Origin of the sequence: Microbacterium sp. JZ37 (assembly GCF_035188445.1) — a bacterium.
Taxonomy (GTDB): domain Bacteria; phylum Actinomycetota; class Actinomycetes; order Actinomycetales; family Microbacteriaceae; genus Microbacterium; species Microbacterium barkeri.
The window spans coordinates 165,947-190,232 of the sequence record NZ_CP045253.1 but is presented as its reverse complement, the minus strand read 5'-3'; the positions used below and the strand labels follow the sequence as shown (position 1 = coordinate 190,232).

At 70.5% G+C, this 24,286-nt stretch carries 19 protein-coding genes; 7 read left to right on the top strand and 12 right to left on the bottom strand.

The annotated features are described in order from the left end of the window. Genes GC092_RS00845 through GC092_RS00830 form a run of 4 tightly spaced genes read right to left on the bottom strand, consistent with a single transcriptional unit; the run spans position 1 to position 4,091 of the window. Positions 1-765: an SDR family NAD(P)-dependent oxidoreductase gene (locus GC092_RS00845; RefSeq protein ID WP_324013510.1), complete on the bottom strand. Its 765-nt coding sequence runs from the start codon at positions 763-765 to the stop codon at positions 1-3. Then, the gene (locus GC092_RS00840; RefSeq protein ID WP_324013509.1) at positions 762-2,102 is read right to left on the bottom strand and encodes an MFS transporter; all 1,341 of its coding nucleotides are present in this window, start codon (positions 2,100-2,102) and stop codon (positions 762-764) included. The genes GC092_RS00845 and GC092_RS00840 overlap by 4 nt, the downstream gene beginning before the upstream one ends. A 21-nt stretch (positions 2,103-2,123) precedes the next feature. Next, positions 2,124-3,005, bottom strand: coding sequence for a polysaccharide deacetylase family protein (locus GC092_RS00835; RefSeq protein ID WP_324013507.1), 882 nt, complete (start codon positions 3,003-3,005; stop codon positions 2,124-2,126). Positions 3,006-3,053: 48 nt separating this feature from the next. Continuing rightward, positions 3,054-4,091 (bottom strand): asparaginase, encoded by a 1,038-nt coding sequence (locus tag GC092_RS00830; protein WP_324013506.1) that lies wholly within the window; start codon positions 4,089-4,091, stop codon positions 3,054-3,056. 177 nt (positions 4,092-4,268) lie between these two features. Here GC092_RS00830 and GC092_RS00825 point away from each other — a divergent pair, with 177 nt between their 5' ends. Continuing rightward, a complete protein-coding gene (locus GC092_RS00825) occupies positions 4,269-5,303 on the top strand; it encodes a LacI family DNA-binding transcriptional regulator (RefSeq protein WP_324013505.1) in 1,035 nt (344 codons plus the stop codon). Positions 5,304-5,334: 31 nt separating this feature from the next. On the opposite strand, the gene GC092_RS00820 is transcribed toward GC092_RS00825, so the two are convergent. Then, on the bottom strand, positions 5,335-5,907 hold the full coding sequence (locus GC092_RS00820) for a hypothetical protein (RefSeq protein WP_324013504.1): 573 nt from the start codon (positions 5,905-5,907) through the stop codon (positions 5,335-5,337). A 118-nt stretch (positions 5,908-6,025) separates the two neighbouring features. On the opposite strand from GC092_RS00820, the gene GC092_RS00815 reads away from it, so the two are divergent. Continuing rightward, positions 6,026-7,402 (top strand): plasmid pRiA4b ORF-3 family protein, encoded by a 1,377-nt coding sequence (locus tag GC092_RS00815; RefSeq protein WP_324013503.1) that lies wholly within the window; start codon positions 6,026-6,028, stop codon positions 7,400-7,402. Between the two features lie 77 nt (positions 7,403-7,479). Continuing rightward, positions 7,480-8,349, top strand: coding sequence for an AraC family transcriptional regulator (locus GC092_RS00810; RefSeq protein ID WP_324013502.1), 870 nt, complete (start codon positions 7,480-7,482; stop codon positions 8,347-8,349). Between the two features lie 51 nt (positions 8,350-8,400). Here GC092_RS00810 and GC092_RS00805 read toward each other — a convergent pair whose 3' ends face one another. Further along, complete coding sequence (locus tag GC092_RS00805; protein ID WP_324013501.1) at positions 8,401-9,525, bottom strand: branched-chain amino acid aminotransferase; 1,125 nt, start codon at positions 9,523-9,525, stop codon at positions 8,401-8,403. Between the two features lie 213 nt (positions 9,526-9,738). Here GC092_RS00805 and GC092_RS00800 point away from each other — a divergent pair, with 213 nt between their 5' ends. Beyond that, positions 9,739-13,374, top strand: coding sequence for a glycoside hydrolase (locus GC092_RS00800; protein ID WP_324013499.1), 3,636 nt, complete (start codon positions 9,739-9,741; stop codon positions 13,372-13,374). 67 nt (positions 13,375-13,441) lie between these two features. Here GC092_RS00800 and GC092_RS00795 read toward each other — a convergent pair whose 3' ends face one another. After that, positions 13,442-14,023, bottom strand: coding sequence for an HxlR-like winged helix-turn-helix transcriptional regulator (locus GC092_RS00795; protein WP_324014820.1), 582 nt, complete (start codon positions 14,021-14,023; stop codon positions 13,442-13,444). 111 nt (positions 14,024-14,134) lie between these two features. Between GC092_RS00795 and GC092_RS00790 the strand changes: the two genes are divergently transcribed. Both GC092_RS00790 and GC092_RS00785 read left to right on the top strand, forming a co-directional pair. Beyond that, complete coding sequence (locus tag GC092_RS00790; protein ID WP_324013498.1) at positions 14,135-14,515, top strand: nuclear transport factor 2-like protein; 381 nt, start codon at positions 14,135-14,137, stop codon at positions 14,513-14,515. A 2-nt stretch (positions 14,516-14,517) separates the two neighbouring features. Beyond that, positions 14,518-14,850: a TfoX/Sxy family protein gene (locus GC092_RS00785; RefSeq protein WP_324013496.1), complete on the top strand. Its 333-nt coding sequence runs from the start codon at positions 14,518-14,520 to the stop codon at positions 14,848-14,850. A 129-nt stretch (positions 14,851-14,979) separates the two neighbouring features. On the opposite strand, the gene GC092_RS00780 is transcribed toward GC092_RS00785, so the two are convergent. The 5 genes from GC092_RS00780 to GC092_RS00760 form a co-directional block, all read right to left on the bottom strand. Further along, positions 14,980-16,032, bottom strand: coding sequence for a LacI family DNA-binding transcriptional regulator (locus tag GC092_RS00780; protein WP_324013495.1), 1,053 nt, complete (start codon positions 16,030-16,032; stop codon positions 14,980-14,982). Positions 16,033-16,060: 28 nt separating this feature from the next. Next, entirely contained in the window at positions 16,061-16,924 is an 864-nt protein-coding gene (locus GC092_RS00775; protein ID WP_324013494.1) for a carbohydrate ABC transporter permease, read from the bottom strand. After that, a complete protein-coding gene (locus GC092_RS00770; RefSeq protein WP_324013492.1) occupies positions 16,921-17,862 on the bottom strand; it encodes a carbohydrate ABC transporter permease in 942 nt (313 codons plus the stop codon). The genes GC092_RS00775 and GC092_RS00770 overlap by 4 nt, the downstream gene beginning before the upstream one ends. A gap of 62 nt (positions 17,863-17,924) precedes the next feature. Further along, positions 17,925-19,241 (bottom strand): ABC transporter substrate-binding protein, encoded by a 1,317-nt coding sequence (locus GC092_RS00765; protein WP_324013490.1) that lies wholly within the window; start codon positions 19,239-19,241, stop codon positions 17,925-17,927. Between the two features lie 53 nt (positions 19,242-19,294). After that, positions 19,295-21,391, bottom strand: a complete 2,097-nt coding sequence (locus GC092_RS00760) for a glycoside hydrolase family 36 protein (RefSeq protein ID WP_324013488.1) — start codon at positions 21,389-21,391, stop codon at positions 19,295-19,297. Between the two features lie 184 nt (positions 21,392-21,575). On the opposite strand from GC092_RS00760, the gene GC092_RS00755 reads away from it, so the two are divergent. Next, entirely contained in the window at positions 21,576-24,257 is a 2,682-nt protein-coding gene (locus GC092_RS00755) for a carbohydrate-binding protein (protein WP_324013486.1), read from the top strand. The last annotated feature ends 29 nt before the right edge of the window (positions 24,258-24,286 follow it).

Below are 24,286 nucleotides of genomic sequence, written 5' to 3'. Positions count from 1 at the left end.
TCAGCTCCTCATCGCGACGGTGAGCCCGCCGTCCACCGTGATCGACTGGCCGCTCACGTAGGCCGCATCGTGCGAGAGCAGGAACGCCGCGACGCTCGCGACCTCCTCCACGCGACCGACGCGCCCCCAGGGGATGTAGTCGCCCGCGGCGCGCAGGCCGTCCGGCCCCAGCGAGTTCGCCGCGTCGAGAGACTGCGGCGATTCGATGAGGCCGGGGATGATCGCGTTCGCGCGGATGCCGTGCGGAGCGAACTCGACCGCGATGCTCCGGACGAGTCCGAGGACGCCCGCCTTCGCCGTCGCGTAGTGCGCGTGCTCCTCCCAGCCGTACACGCCGCCCGCGATGGACGAGATGGCGACGATCGAGCTGCCTTCCGAGAGGTGCGGGATGGCCGCGCGCACGAGCCGCATGACGCCGTGCAGGTCGACCTGGAGCATGGCGTCCCAGGCGTCGTCGGTCATGTCCGCGAAGGCGGCCCGACGGAGGATGCCGGCGTTCGCGACGACGTGATCGATCCGCCCGAAGGCCGCGAGCGCCGCCTCGGCGAAGGCGTCGGTCGACGCGGTGCTCGCGACATCCAGGTCCACGACGATCCCCTCGCCACCCGCGGACTCCACGCCGCGCAGGGTCTCGTGAGCGTCGTGCGGGTCGCCCGGGAAGCGCCCGATGACGACGCGGTGCCCGTCGCCCGCGAGACGCACGGCCGTCGCCCGGCCGATGCCGCTGGCGGCGCCCGAGATGATCGTCACCGGTGCGTCCGTCATGCGGGCACCTCCCCCGCGCGAGGCTCGACGGCGCCCGCGCCCTTCTTGACGAAGAGCATGATGAGGCCGGAGAGGAACGTTCCGAGCGCGCCGACGATGAACGCCGCCATCGAGAAGGGCACGGCGGCCGCGACGAGGCCGGTGAGGATGAACCCCGCGATCACGGCTCCGGGCTGGCTCATCGCGCCGATGAACGTCGAGCCCGTGGCCCGGCAGTCTGCGTCGTAGCACTCCGCCTGGAAGAACATGATCGCGGCGTACGGGCCGAGCAGGAAGAACAGGCCGAGCATGTACGTCACGAGTACGAACACGGGGTTGCTCGGCCCGAGCAGCATCGCGGCGAACATGATGCCGCCGAGCAGCCACCCGCCGACGATGACGTTGCGTCGGCCGAGCCGATCGCCCAGCCATCCGTGCGTGAGGTAGCCGAGCGCGCCGACGATGTTCGACAGGACGATCATGATGAGCGCGTTCGAGGCGTCGAAGCCCTTGCCGCTCTCGAGCACGGTCGTGCCGAGCACCGAGAAGGTCTGGATGCCGAACCAGTTGAACAGCCACGCGAGCGACAGCACGATCGTGCTCCGCAGGTGCCGGCCCTGGAAGATGCGTCGGAACGGGGCGTGCTTCTGCACGTCGAGGCCGACGCTGCGGGCGAACTGCTCGGCGCCCTCGTGGTCGCCGGCCGCGCTGAGCTTCTTGATGTGGCGCATCGCCACGAACTGGGGGCTCTCCTTGAGCGTGAGGCACAGGAGGGCGACGATGATCGCCGGGACGGTCGCCACGAGGAACACGATGCGCCAGTTCTCGGGGCCGACGATCGCCGTCATGATCGCCACGAAGCCCGCGGCGAGCAGGGCGCCCAGCGGCCAGCCGGTCTGCACCATGGAGTAGACGAAGCCCTGGTTGCGCTTGATCTTCTCGTCGTCGGTGACGCTGTAGAGCTCGTTGAGGTAGGTCGCGTTGACCGACTGCTCGGCGAGGCCGAGGCCGCTGATCGCGCGGACGCCGACGAGCGAGACGGCGCCCTGGGTGATCGCGGTCGCGGCAGACGAGGCGGCGGTGCCGCCGACCGAGATCACCATGCCCTTGCGGCGCCCGAGCCGGTCGACGAGCGGACCCACGAGGATCACGACGATGAACGTCCCGATGCTCACGAACGTCGAGACGAGGAGGGCGAAGCTCGGCTCCCAGCCGAATCCCTCCTCGATGCGCGGCAGCAGGGTGCCGAAGAGGATGAAGTCGTAGACCGCGATGGTCCAGGCGAAGAAGGCGATGCCGGTCGCCCGGCGGGTCTCTCTCACGCCGACTCTGCGCAGCGCGGGGGTGATGGTTGACATGTCGTGTCCTTCGGGTGCGCGTCAGTGCTGACGCGGAGAACGGGCGAGGAAGTCGGTCGCGATGCCGTCGAAGGTGCTCCAGCGCACGCCGTCGTGCGAGTTGATGTACTCGATGAGGCGCTCGAGCATGAGGAGCACCTGCGGGCGCCCCGAGACATCCGGGTGGATGGTCATGGTGAAGACCGCGTAGTCGTTCTCGCGGTGGATCCAGTCGAACTGGTCGCGCCACATCTGCTCGATGTCGCGGGGGTTCACGAAGCCGTGGCTGTTCGGGCTCGACTTGATGAACATCATGGGAGGCAGGTCGTCGAGGTACCAGCTGGCGGGGATCTCGACGAGATCGGTCTCCTGACCGCGCACGAGCGGCTTCATCCACGTGCTCGCGGGCTGGTCGTAGTCGATCTTGTCCCAGGTGTCCCCGACGCGGACGTAGTACGGCTCGAAGTCGCGGTGCATGAGCGAGTGGTCGTAGCGGATGCCCTGCTCGATGAGGAGCTCGTTCGTGACGGGCGAGAACTCCCACCACGGCGCGACGTAGCCCGTGGGCCGCTTGCCCGCGCGCCGCTCGATGAGGTCGATGCAGTAGGTCAGGATCTCCGACTCCTGCTCGCGCGTCATGGCGATGGGGTTCTCATGGCTGTAGCCGTGGACCCCGATCTCGTGGCCTGCGGCGACGACCTGGTCGAACTGCTCGGGGAACGTCTCGATGGAATGCCCGGGCCAGAACCACGTGCTCGGCAGGTCGTACCGCTCGAACAGGCGGTTGAGCCGCGGCACGCCGACCTCGCCGGCGAAGAGGCCGCGCGAGATGTCGCCGGGCGAGTCCTCCCCGCCGTACGAGCCGAGCCATCCGCCGACGGCGTCGACGTCGACTCCGAAAGCCACGAAGATTTCCTTGGCCATGGTGGATCTCCTTTTCTCAGTGAGGACGGATGTCCTTCGTGTGGGTGGTCAGAGGGCAGCGGACGGCGCAGACCGCGCGTCCGCATGCGTGCAGACGCGCGCGAATCGGCTGCGCGCGGTCTCCGCGGCGCCGTCGTCCGCCGCGTCCTGGGCTTCCGCGAGGATCAGGGCGAGGAGGATGCGCGCCTGGGTCGCCGGCACCGCGCCGAGGGGCACCGCGCCGGCGTGGACGGCGTCGACCGCGCCGCCTCCCGCGTACAGCGGAACGACGGCGCCTGCCCCCGTCCGCGTTCCGAGCCCGACGACGACGCCCGCCCTCGAGGCGCGCGCGATCCCCTCGGTCAGTCGGGTCCCCGGGTTTCCTGCGCCGCCGCCGAGGACGATCACGCCCTGCGCGCCCGCGCGCACCGCGGCGTCGAGCAGCGCTGAGTCGGCGCCGGGGTAGGCGAGCACGAGGTCGACGCGGACGGCGTCGAAGGCGGCACCCGGTCGGGCGAGGGGTGCGCGGGCGTCGGGGCGGAACGCGTACTCCGGTCGATCGAGGACGCGCCCGATCGGCCCTCCGAAGACGTTCGCGAACGGCTGGGCGGCGAGCGTGTGCGCCTTGCGCAGCCCGAACGCGCTGAAGACCTCGCCGGCGAACACCACGAGCGCTCCGCGACGGCGGCTGTCGGGCGAGGCGGCCACGACCAGGGCGTCTCGCAGGTTGCGCGGACCGTCGGTGTCCGGCGCGTCGGCCGAGCGCTGCGCACCGGTGAGCACGACGGGGCGGGGATCGTCGTGGACGAGGTCGAGCAGAGCAGCCGTCTCCTCGAGCGTGTCCGTGCCGTGCGAGACGACGACGCCGTCGACGTCGTCTCGGGAGAGCACGTGAGCCACCGCGTCGGAGATGGTGCGCAGGTCGCGCAGCTCGAGGTTGAACGAGTTGACCGCCAGCACGTCGTGCACCTCGACCGTGATGTCGCCGTCGAGATCCCCCGCGGCGGCAGCGAGCTCGGCCGCGGAGTCGGTCGCCTTCGACCCGCCGGAGGGCATGCGCCGCGAGGCGATGGTGCCTCCGGTACCGAGGAGCACGAGGTGGGGCATGAGCTTCTTCCGAGGGTCGAGCGAGCGGGTTGCCGTCCATACTGCTCCCACGCAATCGTTAAACGCAATCGTTTGTGTAAAGATCGTGTTACAGGAGTTTGCGGCAAACCGACGCGACATCACGTCGGCGGCGACGGCGCCGTGCGCCACAATGGACTCGTCCCACGAGGAGCACGCGTGACACCACCACCGGGCCGGCGCCCCATCACCCAGCGCGGCATTGCCGACCTCGCCGGCGTGAGCATCACGACCGTCTCCCGCGTCCTGGGCGCCCCCGGCGAGGAGGCCCTGCGCTGGGCCTCACCGGGCAAGGTCGCGGAGATCCGGCAGATCGCCGAGGAGCACGGCTACCGCCGCAACCCCCACGCGGCGAGCCTGCGCACGGCGCGATCGAACCAGATCGGCGTGATCGTCCCCCGCCTCCAGGACTACGTGCTCGCCACGATCTACGAGGGCATCGACGAGGCCGCCGAAGAGCGCGGCATCTCGACCTTCGTGACGAACTCGCTCGACGACGTCGCGCAGCAGCGCATCCGCACCCAGCAGATGCTCGACCGCCGCGTCGACGGGATCATCTTCGGAGACGCCCACCTCGACGACCCGTTCCTCGACGAGCTCGCGGAGCAGGGAGTGCCGTTCGTCGTGACCTCGCGACGACGCCCTCCGCACGTGGGGATCACGTGCGACGACTATCTGGGAGGCCGCCTCGTCGGCGAGCACCTGCTCCGGATCGGCCGCACCGACGTCCTGATCCTCGCGGGCCTCGCGTTCGCCTCCACCGCCCGCGACCGCACGCAGGGGCTGATCGACAGCTTCCATGACGCGGGCGTGGACGTGCCGCCCGAGCGCATCGTCTATCGCGGATTCGACGCGGCCGCCGGGCAGGAGGCGACGATGGCGGCGCTCGACGCCGGGATCCGCCCCGACGCGGTCTTCGCGACCAACGACTTCGCCGCGATCGGAAGCCTCGGCGCCCTCATCACGCGGGGGCTGTCGGTGCCGGACGACGTCGCCCTCGTCGGCTACAACGACACGCCGCTCGCGGCCTCCGTGGGCATCCCGCTCACGACCGTCCGCTCGCCGATGCACGAGATGGGGCGGCGTGCTCTCGAGACCCTCCTGCGGGTCGTCGCGGGCGAGACACCCGAGTCCTCGCTGCTGACGCCCGAGCTCCTCGTGCGCGCGTCGACCACCGTGTCCGAGTCACCGTGACTCACGGCCCGGTCGCCTGAGTCACCGTGACTCACGCGGCCACGGACATCCCGATCACGGCCACGCCGAGCAGCGCATCGAGAGCGCAGCAGAACTCGGCCATGGATGGCGCGACGACGCGTCGCGCGCGCAGGTGCCGCGCATCCCACGCCGCGTGCCCGAGCAGCCCGAGCCCGACGAGCACTCCCGCCCATGGCTGACCGAGCGCCGCGACGACGAGCGCGATCCCGATGATCGCCGCCATCGCAGCGGCCTGCAGCGGAAGCCCCCACGGCGGCCGGATGGCTCCGCGCACGACGCCGACGACGACAAGCACGATCGCGAGGACGACCAGGGCCCAGAACGGGTCGAAACCGTCGATGAGGGCTCCTGCGCCGATGAGCACGAAGGTGACGCCGAAGAGCGGCCACGCGAGGCTGGGCCGGCCGAGCGCGGCGGCGCTGAGGTAGACGAAGCCGGCCGCCGTGAGCACCTGAGCGACCTCGGCGGAGTCCGAGAAGCCGCGCGCGAAGGCGAGGGCGAGCGCCCCTCCGAAGGCGAGGCCCGCGAGCGCGGGCCAACGGCGCAGCAGCCAGGGCCGGCTCCGGGGCGTGATGGCGGTCATGGGCACTCCTCCGGCGTCGAGCGCGTCGGCTTCTCGCACAGCACGGTAGGGCCGCGGCGCACGAGCGGCAAGTGCCCCGGCCCAACGTTGGGCCGCGGCCTGTCCGTACGATCGACCCATGGAACCGGACGAGCGCCTCTACCTCCGCGTCACCCTGCGCGACGTCGAGCCGGAGATCTGGCGCGAGTTCGAGATCGACGGCCAGATGACCATCCGCCAGCTGCACATGGCGATCCAGGTGATGCTGGGCTGGCGCGAGACCCATCGACACGAGACCTTCGAGGGGCTGCCCCTCACCGAGGACCTGACCCCGCGCCCGCCCCTGCGGTGGGGGCAGCCGTCGTCCGACGATCCGGAGATCCTCGATGAGGACGAGTGGACCATCCTCGGGGCCCTCGAGGAGTCACCGCTCGCCTACATCTACGACTTCGGCGACACGTGGCACCACCTCGTGGAGATCAACCACGAGATGACGCCGATCGCCGAGGCCCCGCCCGTGCTTCTGCGCACGGGGCGCAATCGCGGGCCGTGGGAGGACTCCGGCGGCGCGGAGGGGTACCAGGAGAAGTGCGCGATCTGGGCCGACCCCGACCACCCGGAGCACGACGAGATCCGGCAGTGGGTCGCCGACACCGTCGGGCCCTGGGCGCCGGCGGACCCCACGTTCTTCGACCCGCCGTCGATCCAGGCCGAGCTCAACCTGCTCTTCAACCCCGGCGGCTCCGGCGTCCACCCGTACGACATGTCGGGCCTCGTCAAGGCGGACGAGCTGCGCCCGCCGGGCGATGTCGACCTCGAGTCGCCCATCGTCGCGTTCGCGGGGACGCTCCCTCCGGCCATCCGCTCCGAGCTCCGCCAGCATCTCTATCGCACCGGCGTGCTCGCGCCCACCGACCTCGACGATGCGACGGCCGAGCGGCTGATCCGCCCCTTCGCATGGCTCGTGGACGCCGTCGGCGCGGGCGGCATCGACCTCACCTCGGCGGGCTGGCTGCCGCCCGACGTCGTACTCGACGGCATGACCGCGCTCGGCTGGATCGAGGACTGGATCGGCAAGGGCAACCGCGAGGACCTCACGCCGCCGATCGCGAACCTGCGCGAGACGGCGCAGCGTCTCGGGCTCGTGCGGGTGCAGAAGGGGCGCCTGCTGCTGGGCGCAGAGGCGAAGAAAGCGCTCGGCCACCCGCGGCGGCTGCTGCGACTCGTCGCGCGCGGGCTCTACCGCAAGCTGCAGGACGCCGAGGTCGACGCGGCGGTGCTCCTGTTCCTCTCGCTCGCCGACGGCACCCCGGCGGATGAGCGGTGGCGCGCGATCGCCTTCGGGCTCACGATGGCGGGATGGCAGCACCCGAGCGGCGAGTTCGACCGCGATGACATCGCGAGCGTCGCCGGGCGCACGGAGGACCTGCTCGGGGTGCTCTTCGGATGGCGCGAGCGGCTCACGCGCGAGGGAAGCGCCGACATCGCCCTCTTCGCGCGCGAGGCGCTGCGGTAGCACCCGACCGGATCGGTCCGGAACGGTCGGGCGGAGCAGCGGTCGTGCGAACGAGACTCGATCCGGAAGGAGGGGCCATGATCGCCGCACTCAACGACCTGATCGACGCCGTCGAGCGCACGCCCGACGACGAGATCGACGTGGCCGCCGTCGCTCACGCCCACGGCACGACGGAGCACCACCTGCGACGGATGTTCTCGTCGCTCGCGGGCATGCCGATCGCGGAATACGTCCGGAGGCGGCGCATGACGCTGGCCGCGGCGGATGTCGCGGAGTCGTCGGGCGACCTGCTCGCGATCGCCGTGCGGTACGGCTACGGATCGACCGAGGCGTTCGCGCGGGCGTTCCGCAGCGTGCACGGCGTCGGCCCGAGCGAAGCCCGTCGCGACGGCGGCCCCTTCCGCAGTCAACAGCAGCTCAGGTTCCGCCTGACCGTCGAAGGGAGCACCCCCATGCACGTCCGCCTCATCGAACGCCCCGCACTCCGGCTGGTCGGCCACGCCACGCGCGTGCCGCTCATTCACGAGGGGGTCAACCCGCACATCCAGGAGCACATCGCCCGCATCCCGATGGAAGAGCACGTGCGTCTCAAGGCGCTCGGCGACACCGAGCCGGCGGGCATCCTCCAGGTGACCGACGACATCGAGCAGGACAGCGCGGAGGGCAGCGAGCTGACGTACCTGCACGGTGTCGCGATCTCGGATGACGTCGACGCTCCCGACGACCTCGATGCGATCGCGGTGCCCGCCGGCAGCTGGGCCGTCTTCACGAGCGACGGCCCGCATCCGAAGGCCCTGCAGGACATGTGGGCCGCGACCGCCGCCGAGTGGTTCCCGTCGAACCCCTGGCGCCTGCGTCCGGGGCCATCCATCGTGGCCGTTCTCGAGCACGACGCCGCGTTCACCCACGCCCGGTGCGAGCTCTGGCTCCCGGTCGAGCGCGCCTGACGGGCATCGGGCCATCCGCCGCTCGCGAGACGCGCGGCGGATGGCCCGCCGTCAGGCAGCCGGCGCGCGGCCGACCTGACGCAGCCACCCGAATCGATCGGGCACGGTGCCGAACTGCATGCCGGTCAGCTCGTCGCGCAGCCGCGCGGCGATCGGGCCGAAGCCCGCGGTCGGCGTCTCGATGACGCGCTCGGGCGAGACGAGGCGGGCGATGGGCGTCACGACGGCGGCGGTTCCGGTCGCGAACACCTCGACGAGGGTTCCGTCCGCGGCCGCCCTGGCCCACTCGTCGACGCTCACGGGGCGCTCCTCGACCCGGTGGCCGAGGTCGGCCGCGAGCGCGAGCGCGCTGTCCCGCGTGACGCCCTCGAGGATGGTCCCCTCGGCCGGAGGCGTGACGATCGACCCGTCGGCGAAGGCGAAGAAGATGTTCATGCTGCCGGCTTCCTCGACCCAGGTGTGCGTCTCGGCATCGGTGAAGAGCACCTGTGCGCAGCCGTGCGCCTCGGCCTCGCGCTGGGCGGCGAGCGACGCCGCGTAGTTCCCTCCGCACTTCGCGGCTCCCGTGCCGCCGCGCCCCGCGCGCGAGAAGTCCGTCGAGAGCCAGAGCGAGACGCCCTCGCTCGCGCCCGAGAAATAGGCGCCCGCGGGCGAGGCGATCACTCCGAAGAGCGCCTGCTTCGCCGGTCGCACGCCGAGGAACGCCTCCGATGCGATGACGAACGGACGCAGGTAGAGGCTCGCGCCGGGGCGCGCGGGAACCCATTCCGCGTCCTGCGCGAGGAGCGCGTCGACCGCCGAGAGGAACAGCGATTCCGGCGGGACCGGCAGGGCGAGCCGCTCCGCCGAGCGCGCCATCCGCCGCGCGTTCATCTCCGGACGGAACGTGACGAGCCGGCCATCCGGATGGCGGTAGACCTTGAGGCCTTCGAAGATCTCCTGCCCGTAGTGCAGGACGGCGCTTGCAGGATGGAGCGGAAGCGGCCCCATGGGCTCCACGCGCAGGTCGTGCCAGCCGCTGCCTGCACTCCATTCCGCGATCGCCATATGGTCGGTGAAGCGCTGGCCGAACACCGGGTCCTCGAGAATGCGCTCGCGCTCGCCGACCGAGGTCGGGGCGGCATGCCGCCGCACCGCGAAGTCGCCTGCCGTGTATCCGGTCGCCGTCGTCGTCATCTCGTTCCCTTCCCGCGTGTGCATGGCACGCCCATCCGAGCAGGCTCGCAGAGGAGCGGGCCCTCCGTCTCGGGCCAATCGCGAGGTCGTGGCGTGCGCGCGGCCTGCGGCGGTCGCGCGGCATCCGCTATGGTTGCGCAAACATGGTCTGTCGCAGCGGGCGGCCCAACCGGGCGCCGCGCGACGCTTTCGACGACGAAAGGGGCAGTGTCGATGCCGACATCGCACACGCTGCGGCGCGCCGCGGCGCTCACGACGGGCGCCGCGCTCGTGGGAGGGGCGCTGATCGCCTCACCCGCCGCGAGCGCGGCCGAGGCGGCGGAGCGATCCGTCACGATCACGCCGAACCCCGCCTACGCGGGCGAGGCGTTCGAGGGGTGGGGCACGAGCCTCGTCTGGTTCGCGAATGCGACCGGCGACTACCCCGAGGAACTCCGCGAGGAGCTCTACCAGGCGGTCTTCGGCGAGGACGGGCTCGACCTCAACATCGCCCGCTACAACATCGGCGGCGGCAACGCCTCGGACGTGGCCGACTACCTGCGCGCGGGCGGCGCCGTCGAGGGCTGGTGGGCACCGGATCCCGATGGCTCCGAGGGGATCTACGGCGGAGCGGCGACGACCTACGCCGATCGCGACGCGGTTCTCGAGGCGTTCGACGCGGATGACCCCGCGCACTATGACTGGGACGCCGACGAGACGCAGCGCTGGTGGGTCGACCGGCTCGTCGCCGACGGGCAGATCACGCACTGGGAGACCTTCGCGAACTCGGCGCCCTACTTCATGACCGAGAGCGGCTACGTCTCGGGCGGGTTCGACGCGGCAGCCGAGCAGCTCAAGCCCGAGGCGGACGAGGCGTTCGCCCAGTACCTCGTCAAGGTCACGGAGCACCTCGAAGCCGAGCACGGGATCGAAGTCGACACGATCGACCCGTTCAACGAGCCGAACACGAACTACTGGGGGACGCGGCTCGAGAACGGCGTTCCGGTCGGCGGCCGCCAGGAGGGCATGCACGTCGGGCCGCAGCGCCAGGTCGAGGTCGTCGAGGCGCTCGCCGCCGCGCTCGACGGGGCCGAGACGGATGCGCGCATCTCGGCCATGGACGAGACGAACCCCGGGATCTTCGCGCGGAACTGGGCGGCATACCCCGCGGAGACGCGCGAGGACGTCAGCCGCATGAACGTGCACACGTATGGCACGAGCGGACGCCTCGTCGTGCGCGACCTCGCGAAGCAGGCCGACACTCCGCTCTGGATGAGCGAGATCGAGGGCAGCTGGGTCGACGGCTACGACCCCGTCGACATCGAGAACGGTCTCGGCATCGCGGGTCGGATCATGGACGACCTGCGCGAGCTCGAGCCGAGCGCGTGGGTGCTCTGGCAGCCCGTCGAAGACCTCTACAACATGCAGCCGCAGGGCGAGGACCTCAACTGGGGCTCGGTCTTCATCGACCTCGACTGCGAGCCCTACGAGGAGGATGGCCGCTCCGTGTGGAAGTCGGCGCGACGCGTCGCGGACGCGGGCGGCGACTCGTCCGCCGTCGAGCCGTGCGGCGTCGAGGTCAACTCGAAGTTCAACACCATCCGCAACTTCACGAAGTTCATCCACGAGGGCGATCGCCTCGTGCCCGTCGACGACACCTCGAGCACCGCGGCCATCCGCGGTGACGGAACGGGCGCGACCATCGTCCACCGCAACACGAGCGCGGATGCGGCTTCGGTCACGCTCGATCTCTCCGCCTTCGGCGAGATCGCGGACGGCGCGACCGTGACGCCGTACGTCACGACGGAGGCCCCGTCGCCCGATGAGCCGACCGCGAACGCGCTCGTCGAGGGAGCACCCGTCGCCGTCGACGACGCGTCGGCCACGCTCACCGTGCCCGCGAAGTCGGTCACGACGTTCGTGATCGACGGCGTCTCCGGCGTCTCCGCCGATGCTCCCGCCATCGAGGATGGGCACAGCTACCAGCTCGTCGGCGCGCAGAGCGGAAAGGCGCTCACGGCCGGCGGCTCCGGTGCGGCGACGAGCATCACGACGCTCGCCGACGACGCCGCGACCGCATCGGCGCAGAAGTGGACGGCCCACACCGTCGCCGTCGGCGAGAGGACCGCGACCCAGCGCGTCGTGCTCGAGAACGGCGACGGGCGCGTCCTCGGCGCGACGAGCGCGGGCACCGACCTGCGCGACATCGACCCGTCGGCCGCGGCCCAGAGCCCCGAGACACGGTGGATCGTCAACACGACCGACGGGAAGAGCTTCTCGTTCGTGAACGAGGCGCTTGCGCTCGCCCTCGAGGTGGGCGGGCAGTCATCGGCCGAGGGCGCCTCGGTGGGCGTGTACGGCTCCAACGGAGGCGCGAACCAGGCCTGGGAGGCGCGCGACCTGACCCCCGTCAATGGGACGGCGATCCCTGCGCGCACGACGGCCGGCGTCGCTCCTCTGCTGCCCGAGACCGTCCTCTCCGCGTACGCGTGGGGCACGGGCGCGGCGGTTCCGGTCGAGTGGGACCTTCCCGATGACGCGACCTGGGAGAACGAGGGCCGCGTGGAGGTGCCGGGCACGGCCGTCGACCTGTTCGGGCAGAGGTTCACCGTCGTCGCGCACGTCGATGTCGGCGGCCTCACCGCGACGGATCCCGTATCGGTCACGGTCGCGGCGGGCACCACGGCGGACGCCGTGCGGGCCGCGGCTCCGGACACCGTCCCGGCCCGCGTGGGGGCGTCGGAGCACGCCTTCGAGGTGCCGGTCGAGTGGGACTGGACGACGCTCGATGAGAGCGCGCTGACCGAGCCCGGTGCGATCTCGATCGCCGGGACGGCGCAGGCCGACGGCGCGGAGCTCGAGGCGCGGCTCGCCGTGCTCGTCACGGAGGGCACGCAGCGCAGCTTCGCGGCAGACGGGGGCGTCGCCGTCGAGGCCAGCTACACGGAGCCCGGCTACCCGGCGGAGCGCACCCTGAACGGCGTCCTCGACGACAAGGGATGGTCGAACTGGTCCGGCAGCGCCCAGGAGCAGACCAGCACCCTCACCTACACGTTCGAGGCGCGCGACCTCGACGGAGCCGCGATCCGCTTCTGGCGCGACGGCCGCGCGAGCTGGGCCGAGACGATGACGATCGAGGTGCGCGACGCCGACGGCACCTGGGCGCCCGCGCCCGGCTGGGAGTCTCCGCAGGCCGTGGAGTCTCCGTCCACCGGCGCTCCGATCGTGACGACCGAGTTCGCCACCCGGACGGCGACCGGGGTGCGCTTCACCCTGCACGCCGCCGAGGGGATGCACATGATCGTCTCGGAGGTCGAGCTGTTCGAGAGCGTGGCCTCGCCGGCCGCAGTCGCGACCCTCGCGGACCTCCGCGTGGCCGGCGAGACGGTGGAGGGCTTCTCCCCCGAGGCCAGCGCCTACGAGGTGACCGCCGATCCGTCCATTCCGCCCGTCGTGCAGGCCTTCGCGCTCGACGATGAGGCATCGGTCGAGGTGGAGCAGGCCGACGCCTCGAACGGATGGACTGCGCGCATCGTCGTGACATCGGCCGACGGATCCGTCTCGAGCGAGACGACCGTCGCGATCTCGAGGACGGCCGTGATCACACGGCTCGAGCTCAGCGAGGCACCCGCGATCGGCGAGCCCGTTGAGGCGGTCGCGGAGTTCGCCCCCGCCGACGGCGACGTCTCGTGGCAGTGGCTGCGCAACGGGCGGCCGATCGCGGGTGCGACCGATTCGAGCTACACGCCGGTCCGCGGCGACGCCGGCAAGCGCCTGAGCGTCGAGCTCACCGTGTCGGCTCCCGGTGTCGGGAGCGCGACCCTCGTCAGCGAGGAGCAGCGGATGCTGCCGGCGCCGGCACGCCGCTGAGCAGCAGATACCGCACACGCTGCGGCGGACGGGGATGCACCCCTGTCCGCCGCAGCTCTGTCTCCGCTCAACCCGCGGGCAGGATGCGGCGAAGCGCCTCGACGTCGCCCTCGATCGCGACACCCGCGGCCGCGGCGCGCTCGAGCGGCAGCGCACCCTGGATCAGTCCGACAAGAGCTGCCCCTGGCCCCTTCACGACGGCGTCCGGAGTCCGCCCGCCATCGCACGGGCCGACGCGGACCACGCCGTCACCGACGAGCACGTCGAACCCGTCCGCCGGATCGCCGAATCGCACGCACCCAACACCTCGCTCCGGCTGACTGTCGCGCAGCAGGTGCGCCGCCGGCATGCTCAGCCAGTGCATCTGGAAGATCGCGTCGGCGGGCGCATCGCGCACGGTCGGCGCTCCCCATTTCAGCAGCTCGCGCACGACCCCCTCGAGCGCCCGTCCGCGTTCGGTGAGGATGTAGTCGCTCCGCGGCGTATCCCGCTCGCGTCGCAGCACACCTTCCCCCTCCAGGTCGCGCAGGCGCTGGGTGAGCAGATTCGGTGCGAGACCGGGCAGGCCCGCCTGCAGGTCGCGGAATCGGGCACGACCCAGGATGAGCAGCTCGCGCACGATCAGCAGCGTCCAGCGATCGCCGACCACATCCAGAGCACGCGCAACCGCGCACAGCTGGCCGTATGACTTCACGGAACCCTCTTGACTTCGAGAAAGATCACTTGAGAATTTATAGTAACTCGACTCGGGAGGTTCCCCATGATCGTCTCCAGCGACGCGCCGCGTGTCCTGCAGGAGTACTACGCCGTGCTCACGTCCGGCGCCGATGCCTATGGCGATGGCGACGCGCTCCGCCCGCTCCTCTCCGACCATCTCGACTTCACGGGATCACTCGCCGGCCACATCCCCGATGCCACGGAGGGCTTCCTCCAAGGCGCCTCGGGCTTCGTCGCGACGGTGCAGGGAATCGAGCTCGTCCAGGAGGTGCATGGCACGAGCGGCTCCGCGGTCCTCTACGACGCGACGATGCCGGGCGGCGTGGTGCGCATCGCCGAGTTCTTCACGCTTCGCGACGGCGTCATCGATCGGCTGCAGCTGCACTACGACGGCCAGGACTACCTCGCAAAGGGCGGGCGCTGACAGTGGCTGCCGCCGAGCGACCGGCGCGAGATGCGCTCGCGGCGCGCATCCGCGAGCTCCTCGACGGGCGCGTGGTCCGCGAAGTGTCGATGTTCGGCAGCCGCGCGTTCATGGTCGACGAGCGGATGGCGGTGACGGCCGGCAAGGACGGGGAGCTGCTGGTTCACGTCGCACCGAGCCGTCATGCGGACCTGATCGAGAGCACCGCGGCCGAGCAGGCCTTCATGGGCGAGCGGACGATGGGACCCGGATGGCTGCACGTCGCGCCGGAGCACGTGCAGGCGGAGGACGCCTTGCAGTTCTGGGTGGACGTGAGCCTGGAACGAGCGGGCTGACGTCCACGCGACAGCGTGGCGGGGCCTCGCGCGCAACGCGGACGAGGCCCCGCCACGGTCGGCGACGGCCGAAGATCGCCGCCTGACGGGACGCCTACTTCTGTTCGGCGGCCCGGTTCTGTGCGCGCGTCAGGCGCCCGCGGCCAGCTCGTCTCGAGCGTCCTCGAGCGCGCGCATGCGCTCAGGGCTGGGCGCTGCGGCGCTCTCCCGCGTGACGAGCGCCGGGCGCTCGGAGGAGAAGCGCTTGCCGCCAGCGCCGTTCAGGAGGTCGAGCAGCAGCTGGAACCCCCGGCGTCCCATCCCGGCGAAATCCTGATGGGCGGTCGTCAGGGGAGGCGACCAGATCTCACTCAGCGGGTGATCGTCGAATCCGACCACCGAGATGTCCTCCGGGACGCGCAGGCCGGCGTCGGCCAGACCGCGCATGACGCCCATCGCGATCTCGTCGTTGCCGCAGAACACGGCGGTCACGGTCGGATCCGCCGCGATCTCCCGCGCGACCTGCCGTCCGCTCACCGGCTCCCACGTCGCGTCGAACGGCGCGGGGATCGGTGCGCCGGCCTTCCGCAGCGCTCGGCGCCATCCGGTCGTCCGCCCGTCCTCCCGACGCGAGGGCGGCACGCGCACATGATGCACCGTCTCGTGGCCGAGTTCGAGCAGGAAGTTCGTGAGCTCCTCTGCCGCGCGGGTCTCGTCGAGCACCGCCTGCGGAACGCTCACGTCGCGCACGCCGGAGAGCGCGACGACCGGGATGTCGTCGGGAAGCCGGTTCACCACGGCCACCCCGGGAGGGTCGAACTTGAGCACGACCACTCCCGCGATGGCATGTGTGAGCGTGGCGGTGATCGCCCGATCGACCTCGTCATCGTCGGCTGACTCGACGACCGTGATCATGACGGTGTATCCCTCGGCGCGTGCGGCGAGCTCCACGCCTCGGATCGTCTCGGCGTATCCGTAGCGGGACGTGTCCCCGGCGATCACGGCGATGACCTGCGAGCGCCGCGAGACGAGGGCGCGGGCGGCTGCGCTCGGGCGGTAGTTGAGCTCGGCGATCGCGTTCTCGACGGCCTCGCGCTTCGTCGGGCTGACCCTCGCCGCACCGGTGAGCACCCGTGACACCGTCGGCACCGAGACTCCGGCGCGCCGGGCGACGTCGGCGATGGTGGGGTGCTTGCTCTTCATGTCGGTGGTGTCCTTCGCCCTCATCGTCTCACTTGACCGCGCCGCTCGTGATACCGGAGATGATCTTGCGCTGCGCCACGATGAACGTGATCAGGAGCGGAAGGCTCATCAGCACGATGTACGCGAAGATCAGGTGCCAGTTCTGCAGGTAGAGTCCCGAGCTCGCGACCTGGTAGAGGTTCAGGGGCAGGGTGTCCAGGCGACCGCCGACCACGAAGAGCGCGTAGAAGACGTCGTTCCAGATGTAGAGGCAGATGAGGATCGTCGCGGTCGCGAGCACGGGCATGAGCAGCGGCAGGATGATCCGCACGAAGACCCGGACGGGCCCTGCGCCGTCGACCCGCGCGGCTTCCTCGAGCTCGGCGGGGATGGTCCTCACGAAGCCGGTCACGAAGAAGATCACGGTGGAGAGGTACATGCCCATGTAGACGCCGATCATGCCGAGCGGCGTTCCGGCGAGGCCGAGCTGCCGCAGCAGGAGGACGATCGTGACGACCGCGGGCGGGAGCACGATGCCGCTGATGCCGAGCGCGTACACAGCCGACATGACGCGGCCCCGCCGGCGCCCGAGGATCCAGGCGGCCATGGACCCGAGGATGAGCACCCCGAGCACGGAGGGGATCATCACGAGCGCGCTCCCGAGGAACGCCGGCCACATCCGGCCCTCCGTGAAGACCGTCGCGAGATTCTCGAGGAGACGCCACTCGGACGGCAGGCTGAGATCGGGCTCGAAGGCCTCCGCCTGGGTCTTCGACGCGGTGACGACGACGAGCCAGAACGGGATCCCGAGCAGCACGACAGCTGTCACGAAAGCGACGACAGGCTGCGCCCAGCGCGAGGCCGCGACGCTCGAGCGACGCCGCGACGCGGCGTGAGGGATGGTGGCGGTCACAGGATGTCCTCTCGCTTCCGGAGCATGCGGATGACGGGGAAGGCCAGCACGGCCACCGTCAGGAAGAGCACGAGGCTCATCGTCGTCGCCTGGGCGAAGAGGCCCTGGCCGAATGTGCGGAAGATGAAGATGTTGAGGAGCTCGGTCGTGCCGCCCGGACCGCCCGCCGTCGTGGCCTGCACGATGTCGAACCCGTTCATCGAGCCGAGCAGCGCGGTCGCGACATTGAAGGTGACCGCGGGCGCGAGGAGCGGGAAGCGGATGGCGGTGAAGGTTCCCCACCAGCCGGATCCGTCGATCCGCGCCGCCTCGAGAACATCGCCGCTGATCGTCTTCAGCCCCGCGAGATAGATGAGCATGGACAGCCCCATCCACTTCCATGCGTGCACGAGAGCGACGACGACGATGGTCCAGGTCGTGCTTCCGAGCCACGCGATCTGCACGTCCTGCCCGGTGAGGAAGCCGAGGATGCCGTTGAGAGCGCCCTCGGGCTTGAGCATCGCCTGGAAGATGTAGCCGACCGCGAGCGCCGACATGATGACGGGGATGAAGAACGCGACGCGGATGATCCGGTTCAGTCGCGTGTCGCGCTCGAGGAGGAGCGCGAGCGCGAGACCGAAGAGGTTCTGGAAGACGGCGACGAGCACGGCGTAGAGGAGCGTCACCCAGAGCGCGTTCACGAGCTGGCCGCTCGAGAACAGCGCGGTGAAGTTCGCCCAGCCGACGAAGCCGATCTCGGACTTGAAGCTCGACCAGTCGGTGAACGCGTAGATGAAGTTGAAGATCGTCGGCACGAGGAAGAACACGACGAGAACGACGAGCGCGGGGATCAGGAACCAGGCCGGATGGTCCTGCGTGCGTCGTGCGGGCGGGGCCGGCTGCTCGTCGGGTCGAGCGGCCGGCGCCGCCTGGCGCGGGAGACCGAGGGTGGTCGTCATGGGTGAATGCCTTCCGGTGGGGTGCCGGGCGCCGACCTCGTCGGCGCCCGGCTGTCCGAGAGTCAGAAGCCGGAGGCGCCGATCGCCTTGGCCAGCTCGGCGAACTGGGCCTGCGTGGCCTCGCCCACCTCGGCCGGCGTCATGGTGCCCTGGATCATGTCGCCGAGGTTCAGGTAGAGGTCGGGGTTGGCGACGGCGAGCGCCTGCATCGAGCCGACCGCGTCGCCGAGCGACGCGCTCACGTCGAGAAGCGCCTGCGGCACCTCGTCCGACGACGGGACATCCGTCTGCAGCGAGACCGTGGACTGGGCGTTCACGAACTCCTCGTAGCCGTCGCCGAGCCAGTACGAGAGGAGCTGGCGCGATGCGGCCTCGCGCTCGGCATCCCCCGTCTTGAACGCCACGAGGGCGTTGGACTGATCGGGGATGAAGGTGCCCACGTTGCCGCTCGGAGAGATGGGGAAGAAGCCGATCTTCTCATCGAGCTCCGCGGTATCCGCCAGGGACTGCAGCTGGCCGAAGAACGAGTTCACCTGGACGACCATCGCCGCCTCGCCGCTCAGGAGCGCAGGGCCCTGCTCCTCGAAGGTCGCGGTCTTGATGTCCTCGTTGAAGAGCCCCTCATCGATCAGGGCGGCGTACTCGTCGATCGCGTCCTGGATCGGCGACTCGTCGAACCCCTTCTCGTTCGCGTTCACCTCGTCCCACAGGCCGTCCTTCGCGGCGTCGGCGAGCTGCACCTGAACCCACCACTGCGTGGCCCAGGGCGTGCCCCCGCCGAAGTCGAAGAACGGCGTCGTGCCCTGCTCCTTGAGGTCCCGCGCGAGCGCGATGAACTCGTCCCAGTTCTTCGGGAGGTCGGTGACCCCGGCCTCCTCGAAGACCTCCTTGTTGTAGTACACGCCCTCGACAGCGGGGGTCGTGATGAGCGCCGCGTAGCGCGTGTCGTCGAGGATGCCGGTGATATCCCGCAGCTCGGGCTTGTACGCGTCGAGCCAGGGGGCGTCGTCGAGCGGCTGAAGGTTCGTCGGGGCGTTGAGCGCGGTCAGCATGGACGACGTCGGCTGCCAGAACGCGAGGTCGGGCTTGTCGCCCGTGGCCACCTTCGTCTGCACGCCCTGCTCGTAGGGATCCGGGATCGTGACGACCTCGACCTCCGCGCCGGTCAGCTCCTCGAAGCCGGCGATGACGCTGTCCGGCACGGTGTTCGAGTTCTGCGCCGCCCAGATCGTCAGGGTCGTTCCCGCGAGATCGGCGTCCTGCGCGGGCCACTCGGCGGGGTCGCTCGCGCCGGCTCCTGCGCCGGGATCCGAGCACCCGGTGAGGGTGAGCGCGGCGACGGCGGCGAGCGCCGCGCCTGCGCGGAACGTGTTCTTCATCGAATTGCTCCTTCGTGGTTGCTCCGGCGCTCGGGATGGGCACCGGAGAGAGGTCAGCGGGTCGGGGTGCCCACGCTGAGGCGGATGGTGCGCGCGGCGAGATCGGCATCGCCCGCGTGCAGCGTCAGGGTCCCGGAGGGGGCGTCCCACGTCGTCCGCCAGGCCGGGAGGTGGAGGGGGAACACCGGCGAGACCTCCACGTCGGCGCCGATGAGGTGCGGGAACGACAGGGACGTCGAGCTCTCGCCGTCCCGGCGCCAGACCGACACGACCTCCTCGCCTTCCGAGCGGATGGACAGCGCGACCCACGGGTCGGTCCATCCCGGAAGCCCGAGGGGCCAATGGGCCTTGCCGCTGCGGATGAGCGTGCGCAGCGACTTGGCCTGCGCGACGGCCGCTGCGACGACCTCACGCTGTGCGTCGGTCATCCGGTTGAGGTAGCCCGACACGTAGAACCGGCCGAGAAGTCCCGTGACGAGGCTGAACGAGAGCTCCTCCGCGTTCATGTCGGGCTGCGGGTACGCCCAGCTCGCCGCCTGCTCGGGCAGCATCGAGATCGGAGCCGCGGCTGCGATCGGCGGGTACTTCCGGAAGTCCTGCTGGTCGGAGGTCGACTGCATGGCCAGCCGCGAGAGCATCGCGAAGTCCATCCGCATCGCTCCCGAGGCGCAGTTCTCGATCACCAGTCCGGGGTGGCGGTCGAGAACGCCGTCGAGCCAGGCGAGGTGGGCGCGGTTGTGAGCGAGGAGCCCATCGCCCGGGCTGTCGGCGTCGTGGTCGGTTCCCGCACCGGGGTTCACGTTGTAGTCGAATTTGAAGAACCCGACGCCGAAGTCGGCGACAAGGCGGTCGACGACCGCATCGAGGTGAGCGACCGCCGCCGGGTGCCGCAGGTCGAGGTGGTACCGGTGGTGCTCGACGATCCGCTGTCCGTGACGCTGGAGGAAGGCCTCCCGCGGAAGCGTCTCTGCGACGGGGCTGCGCACGCCGACGACCTCGGGCTCGAGCCAGAGCCCTGGCACCATCCCGGCGTCGCGGATGGCGTCGACCACCTCCGAGAGACCTCCCGGGAAGCGGGTGCGGGAGGGCCGCCATTCTCCGACCGTGTCCCACCAGTGACCGCTGTCGTCGTACCAGCCCGCATCGATGCAGAAGACCTCGGCCCCCACCTCGGCCGCCGCGGAGATGAGCGGGAGCAGCCGCTCGGTCGTCGGATCTCCGTTGAGCGTGTTCATGTAGTCGTTGAAGACGACCGGCATCGCGACGTTGTCCGGGTGGGCGCGCCGCGCGGAGCGGCGGAAGTCCGTGAGCGCGTCCAGCGCGTCCTCCAAGTCCCGACCGTAGGCGAGCTCGACAGGAACCGTCTCGAAGGCCTCCCCCGGTGCGAGCCGGCGCGTCCACGACGCGTCGGTGTCCGTCGGCCCCGAGAGGCTCAGGTATCCGCCGTCCGTGTCCTCGCCGATCTCGCTGCGCCAGGCTCCGTTGTGCTCGATCTGCCACACGAGCGCCAGCCCGAGCGCTGCGCTCTCCAGCCCCCCGACGGGCAGGTCCGCGCCCGTCGACCAGGTGCCGTCCGAGCTCACCGCCCAGGCGCCGCGCGGGTTGTGCCCCGTGAGGTGCTCGGCGAGGTGCGGGAAGTCCGGTCCGCGCAGCGGCGTGCGGGTCCAGCGCCCCTCCCCGAGCCAGTCGCTCACGCCCGACACGCGCACCCACCCGTCGAGCTTCTCGGGCCCGCTCGCGTCGCGCGCCGTAAAGCCGCCCGCCCATGACGTCACCGACCGCAGGACGACAGGGTCGGTTCCGAGCGCGCGCACACTCGTCTGCGCGCGGACGGCCCGAGGAGCGCCCGCGAGCCTTTCGAGCTGGGTCACCGCCTCGACGCCGTCGGCCTGCTGGCGGATGATGAGGCGCCCGTCTTCATCGACCTCATGATCGATGTGGCGAAGGCGCGCACCGAGTTCGGTGTGCGAGAGGCGGCCCGACGCAGGCAGGTGCCCGGCCGTGGCCGTGAGGATCTCGACGAGCGGGACGCGGTACAGCGGCAGCGCGCGCTCGCCCATCCGGAGAGCCGCGAGATGGACGGGGGCGTCGTCGGCCCATCCGAAGGTGAGGGTCAGGTCGCCGTCTCCCCACGCCAGCTGTTCGGTCACGTCACTCCTCGTCATTGCGGTCCACGCGACCCGGTCGAGTCGCTGATAGCGATTTCAAGAGGCGAACGTAGCGGATTCTGAAATCGCTATCAAGTCTGTCTTGTAATCGTTATCACGCGTTGCTAGTGTCGCCTCCCAGTGGTGAGCCGAAGCACCCGACTCGATGAAGAGGAGATCCCTTCCCATGAAGAGAACACTGGGCGCGGCGACGACGCTCGCTGCCGCTGCGCTGGTCACGAGCGGCTTCGCCGCTCCACCCGCGGTCGCGGCCGACGCGGAGCGCCTGACCGTCGACTTCTCCGATCGCACCGGAGAGTTCCGCGGAGGCGCGAGCGGAACGCTGTACGGGTTCGGCGACGACGGCGCTCCGACTCAGGCGCTGATCAACGGCGCGCACATCACGAACACGTCCCAGAAGCCGCCGTACGGCACGCAGCACCCCGGCGGCGACACACTGAAGATCGAGGACGGGTTCTTCGACAAGCACGGCGAGGACCTGTACATCTACCAGCAGGACTACTACCCCGAGTGGCCGTACAACAGCGGCGTCCGCCCGGGCGACGACCGCACCTACGACGTCGCGACCGGCTCCTACACCGAGGGCGGCAACGGCGTCTGGGACTACCTCGAGGTGATCGAGTTCGTCACCGAGGCGGTCGCGACGCAATCCGACCACCCCGAGGAGTACACCTTCATCCCGTTCAACGAGCCGGACTGGATCTGGTACTCGGACTGGGCGGCCGACAAGGAGCAGTTCTTCGCCGACTGGACCGCGGTGCACGAGAAGATCGAGGAGGTCTACGCGCGACACGGTCTCGACCGGCCGCGCATCGGCGGCCCCGGCGACAGTCACTGGCGGAAGACGCCGAGCACGGAGTTCCTCGACTACGCGATCGCCGACGGGTCCGTCCCCGACGTGTGGATCTGGCACGAGCTCGGCATCGACAATCTCGCGACCTATCGCGGTCATCTCGCGGAGTTCCGCGCGATCGAGTCATCGAAGGGCATCGATCCGATCCCCGTCAACATCACGGAGTACGGGATGCTGCGCGACATGGGGCAGCCCGGTCAGCTCATCCAGTGGTTCTCGATGTTCGAGGACACGAAGGTCGACGCCCAGACCGCGTACTGGGGCTACTCGGGCAACTTCTCCGACAACTCCTCACGGCCGAACGGCGCGAACGCCGGGTGGTGGATGTTCAAGTGGTACGGCGACCTCGAGGGGTCGGAGACCGTGCGTGTGACGCCGCCGCGTCCCGACACCGCCGACACTCTGCAGGGCATCGCGGCCGTCGACGACGAGAACCGGCGCGCGACCGTGCTTCTCGGCGGGACGGACGCCGACGTCGAGGTGTCGCTCGAAGGGCTCGATCGAAAGGTGTTCGGCAACCGGGTCGACGTCGAGGTGCGCGAGATCGCGACGGTCGGCGCGCAGGGGCTCGCCGACACCCCGGCTCTCGTCTGGGCGGCGGATGGCGCAGCGCTCGCGGGCGGCAAGCTCACGATCCCGGTCGACACGTTCAACCGCTACGCGGCCTACCAGGTGCTGATCACTCCGGCCGGCACGCACGATGTCGAGCAGGATCTCGCGGCGCAGCCCTGGAGCGCGACGGTCGAGGCCGAGAGCACCGCGATCACCGGCTCGTACGTGCAGAGCCACGACCCGAAGGCGAGTGGCGGCTGGACGTGGCTCGCCTCCGGCAACCAGGACGTGCGCGCGTTCAAGACGCTCGACTCGACCGCGACCTGGACGGTCGAGGTGCCGCGCGACGGTCTCTACCGGTTGCAGGCGATCGGCGCCTCCAACAAGAACCCCGGCCAGCACGCCCTGTGGGTCGACGGCGCATACGCGGGCACGGTGCAGTACCGGGCCGACCTGCACTGGAACTACCGCGGCAGCGGCGAGACCCTGGTCGAGCTCACCGCGGGCACGCACGAGCTCACGCTCCGCACCACCGCCGATGGAGAGAACCTTCTCCCCTACCCCGACGTCACGCTCGACCGCTTCCTGCTCACGGATGTGACCGACGGTGAGCCGACGGTGCACCCGGCATCGACGTTCCGTCTGTACGACGGCGCGAAGATCGCGTACCAGGGCAAGAAGGCGTCCGGATTCGCGAGCCTGTCGGACAGCGGGCGCGCCGACCTCTACGTCACGGCGATGGACTCGGGCTACTACGACCTGTCGGTCGCCTACGAGAGCGGCCGCGCGGGCGCGATCGAGGTCACGATCAACGGCGGCTCGCCTGTCGAACTCGCAAGCGACCGAAAGGGCAGCTGGGAGTCGACGGCCCGAGTGCACCTCGCTGAGGGCATCAACGAGATCGAGCTGCGCTCGTCGGGCGATGTCGCGATCGAGAGCGTGACGACGACGCGGGTCCGCGCCGCCGACGACGCGCGCGTCGTCCTGGAGGCAGAGGACGGGCAGCTCACGGGCACCGCGCAGGCCGGAACGCTCGCCCCCGCCACGGGCACGAACGCGACGGGTGGCGGCTACGTCGACGGTCTGGGCGGCGGCGAGGGGAACGCGATCGAGTTCGCGCGCTCCGCGGGCTTCGACAGCGCCGGGGACTACGCCGTGTCGGTCTGGTACTCCAACGCGAGCCTCGCCTCGCCCCACCCGTACAACCCGCAGGTGGTCGACCTCCGCCTCGACATCGCCGAGGGTGACCAGGAGGTGGGGTACGGCTACCACCGCCACACCTTCAGCTGGAACAGCTTCCTGGAGCGCAGCATGCAGGTGACCCTGTCGAGCGACGGCGAGCCGCTCCGCGTGTTCAGCGCCGACGGCGAGGCCCCGCGCGTCGACAAGCTGATCGTCGCGCCGATGGTGCTCGGTTCGCCGACGACGCAGCCGGTCGGCTGAGCATCCGGGTGGGTGAGGGGGCCGCCTCC

What these genes read in the sequence shown, in the direction of transcription:
- GC092_RS00770 (WP_324013492.1), bottom strand. Translation starts at nt 17,862, where the DNA reads ATGACGACCACCCTCGGTCTCCCGCGCCAGGCGGCGCCGGCCGCTCGA.
- GC092_RS00845 (WP_324013510.1), bottom strand. Translation starts at nt 765, where the DNA reads ATGACGGACGCACCGGTGACGATCATCTCGGGCGCCGCCAGCGGCATC.
- GC092_RS00805 (WP_324013501.1), bottom strand. Translation starts at nt 9,525, where the DNA reads ATGACGACGACGGCGACCGGATACACGGCAGGCGACTTCGCGGTGCGG.
- GC092_RS00800 (WP_324013499.1), top strand. Translation starts at nt 9,739, where the DNA reads ATGCCGACATCGCACACGCTGCGGCGCGCCGCGGCGCTCACGACGGGC.
- GC092_RS00820 (WP_324013504.1), bottom strand. Translation starts at nt 5,907, where the DNA reads ATGACCGCCATCACGCCCCGGAGCCGGCCCTGGCTGCTGCGCCGTTGG.
- GC092_RS00835 (WP_324013507.1), bottom strand. Translation starts at nt 3,005, where the DNA reads ATGGCCAAGGAAATCTTCGTGGCTTTCGGAGTCGACGTCGACGCCGTC.
- GC092_RS00830 (WP_324013506.1), bottom strand. Translation starts at nt 4,091, where the DNA reads ATGCCCCACCTCGTGCTCCTCGGTACCGGAGGCACCATCGCCTCGCGG.
- GC092_RS00840 (WP_324013509.1), bottom strand. Translation starts at nt 2,102, where the DNA reads ATGTCAACCATCACCCCCGCGCTGCGCAGAGTCGGCGTGAGAGAGACC.
- GC092_RS00790 (WP_324013498.1), top strand. Translation starts at nt 14,135, where the DNA reads ATGATCGTCTCCAGCGACGCGCCGCGTGTCCTGCAGGAGTACTACGCC.
- GC092_RS00755 (WP_324013486.1), top strand. Translation starts at nt 21,576, where the DNA reads ATGAAGAGAACACTGGGCGCGGCGACGACGCTCGCTGCCGCTGCGCTG.
- GC092_RS00780 (WP_324013495.1), bottom strand. Translation starts at nt 16,032, where the DNA reads ATGAAGAGCAAGCACCCCACCATCGCCGACGTCGCCCGGCGCGCCGGA.
- GC092_RS00765 (WP_324013490.1), bottom strand. Translation starts at nt 19,241, where the DNA reads ATGAAGAACACGTTCCGCGCAGGCGCGGCGCTCGCCGCCGTCGCCGCG.
- GC092_RS00815 (WP_324013503.1), top strand. Translation starts at nt 6,026, where the DNA reads ATGGAACCGGACGAGCGCCTCTACCTCCGCGTCACCCTGCGCGACGTC.
- GC092_RS00810 (WP_324013502.1), top strand. Translation starts at nt 7,480, where the DNA reads ATGATCGCCGCACTCAACGACCTGATCGACGCCGTCGAGCGCACGCCC.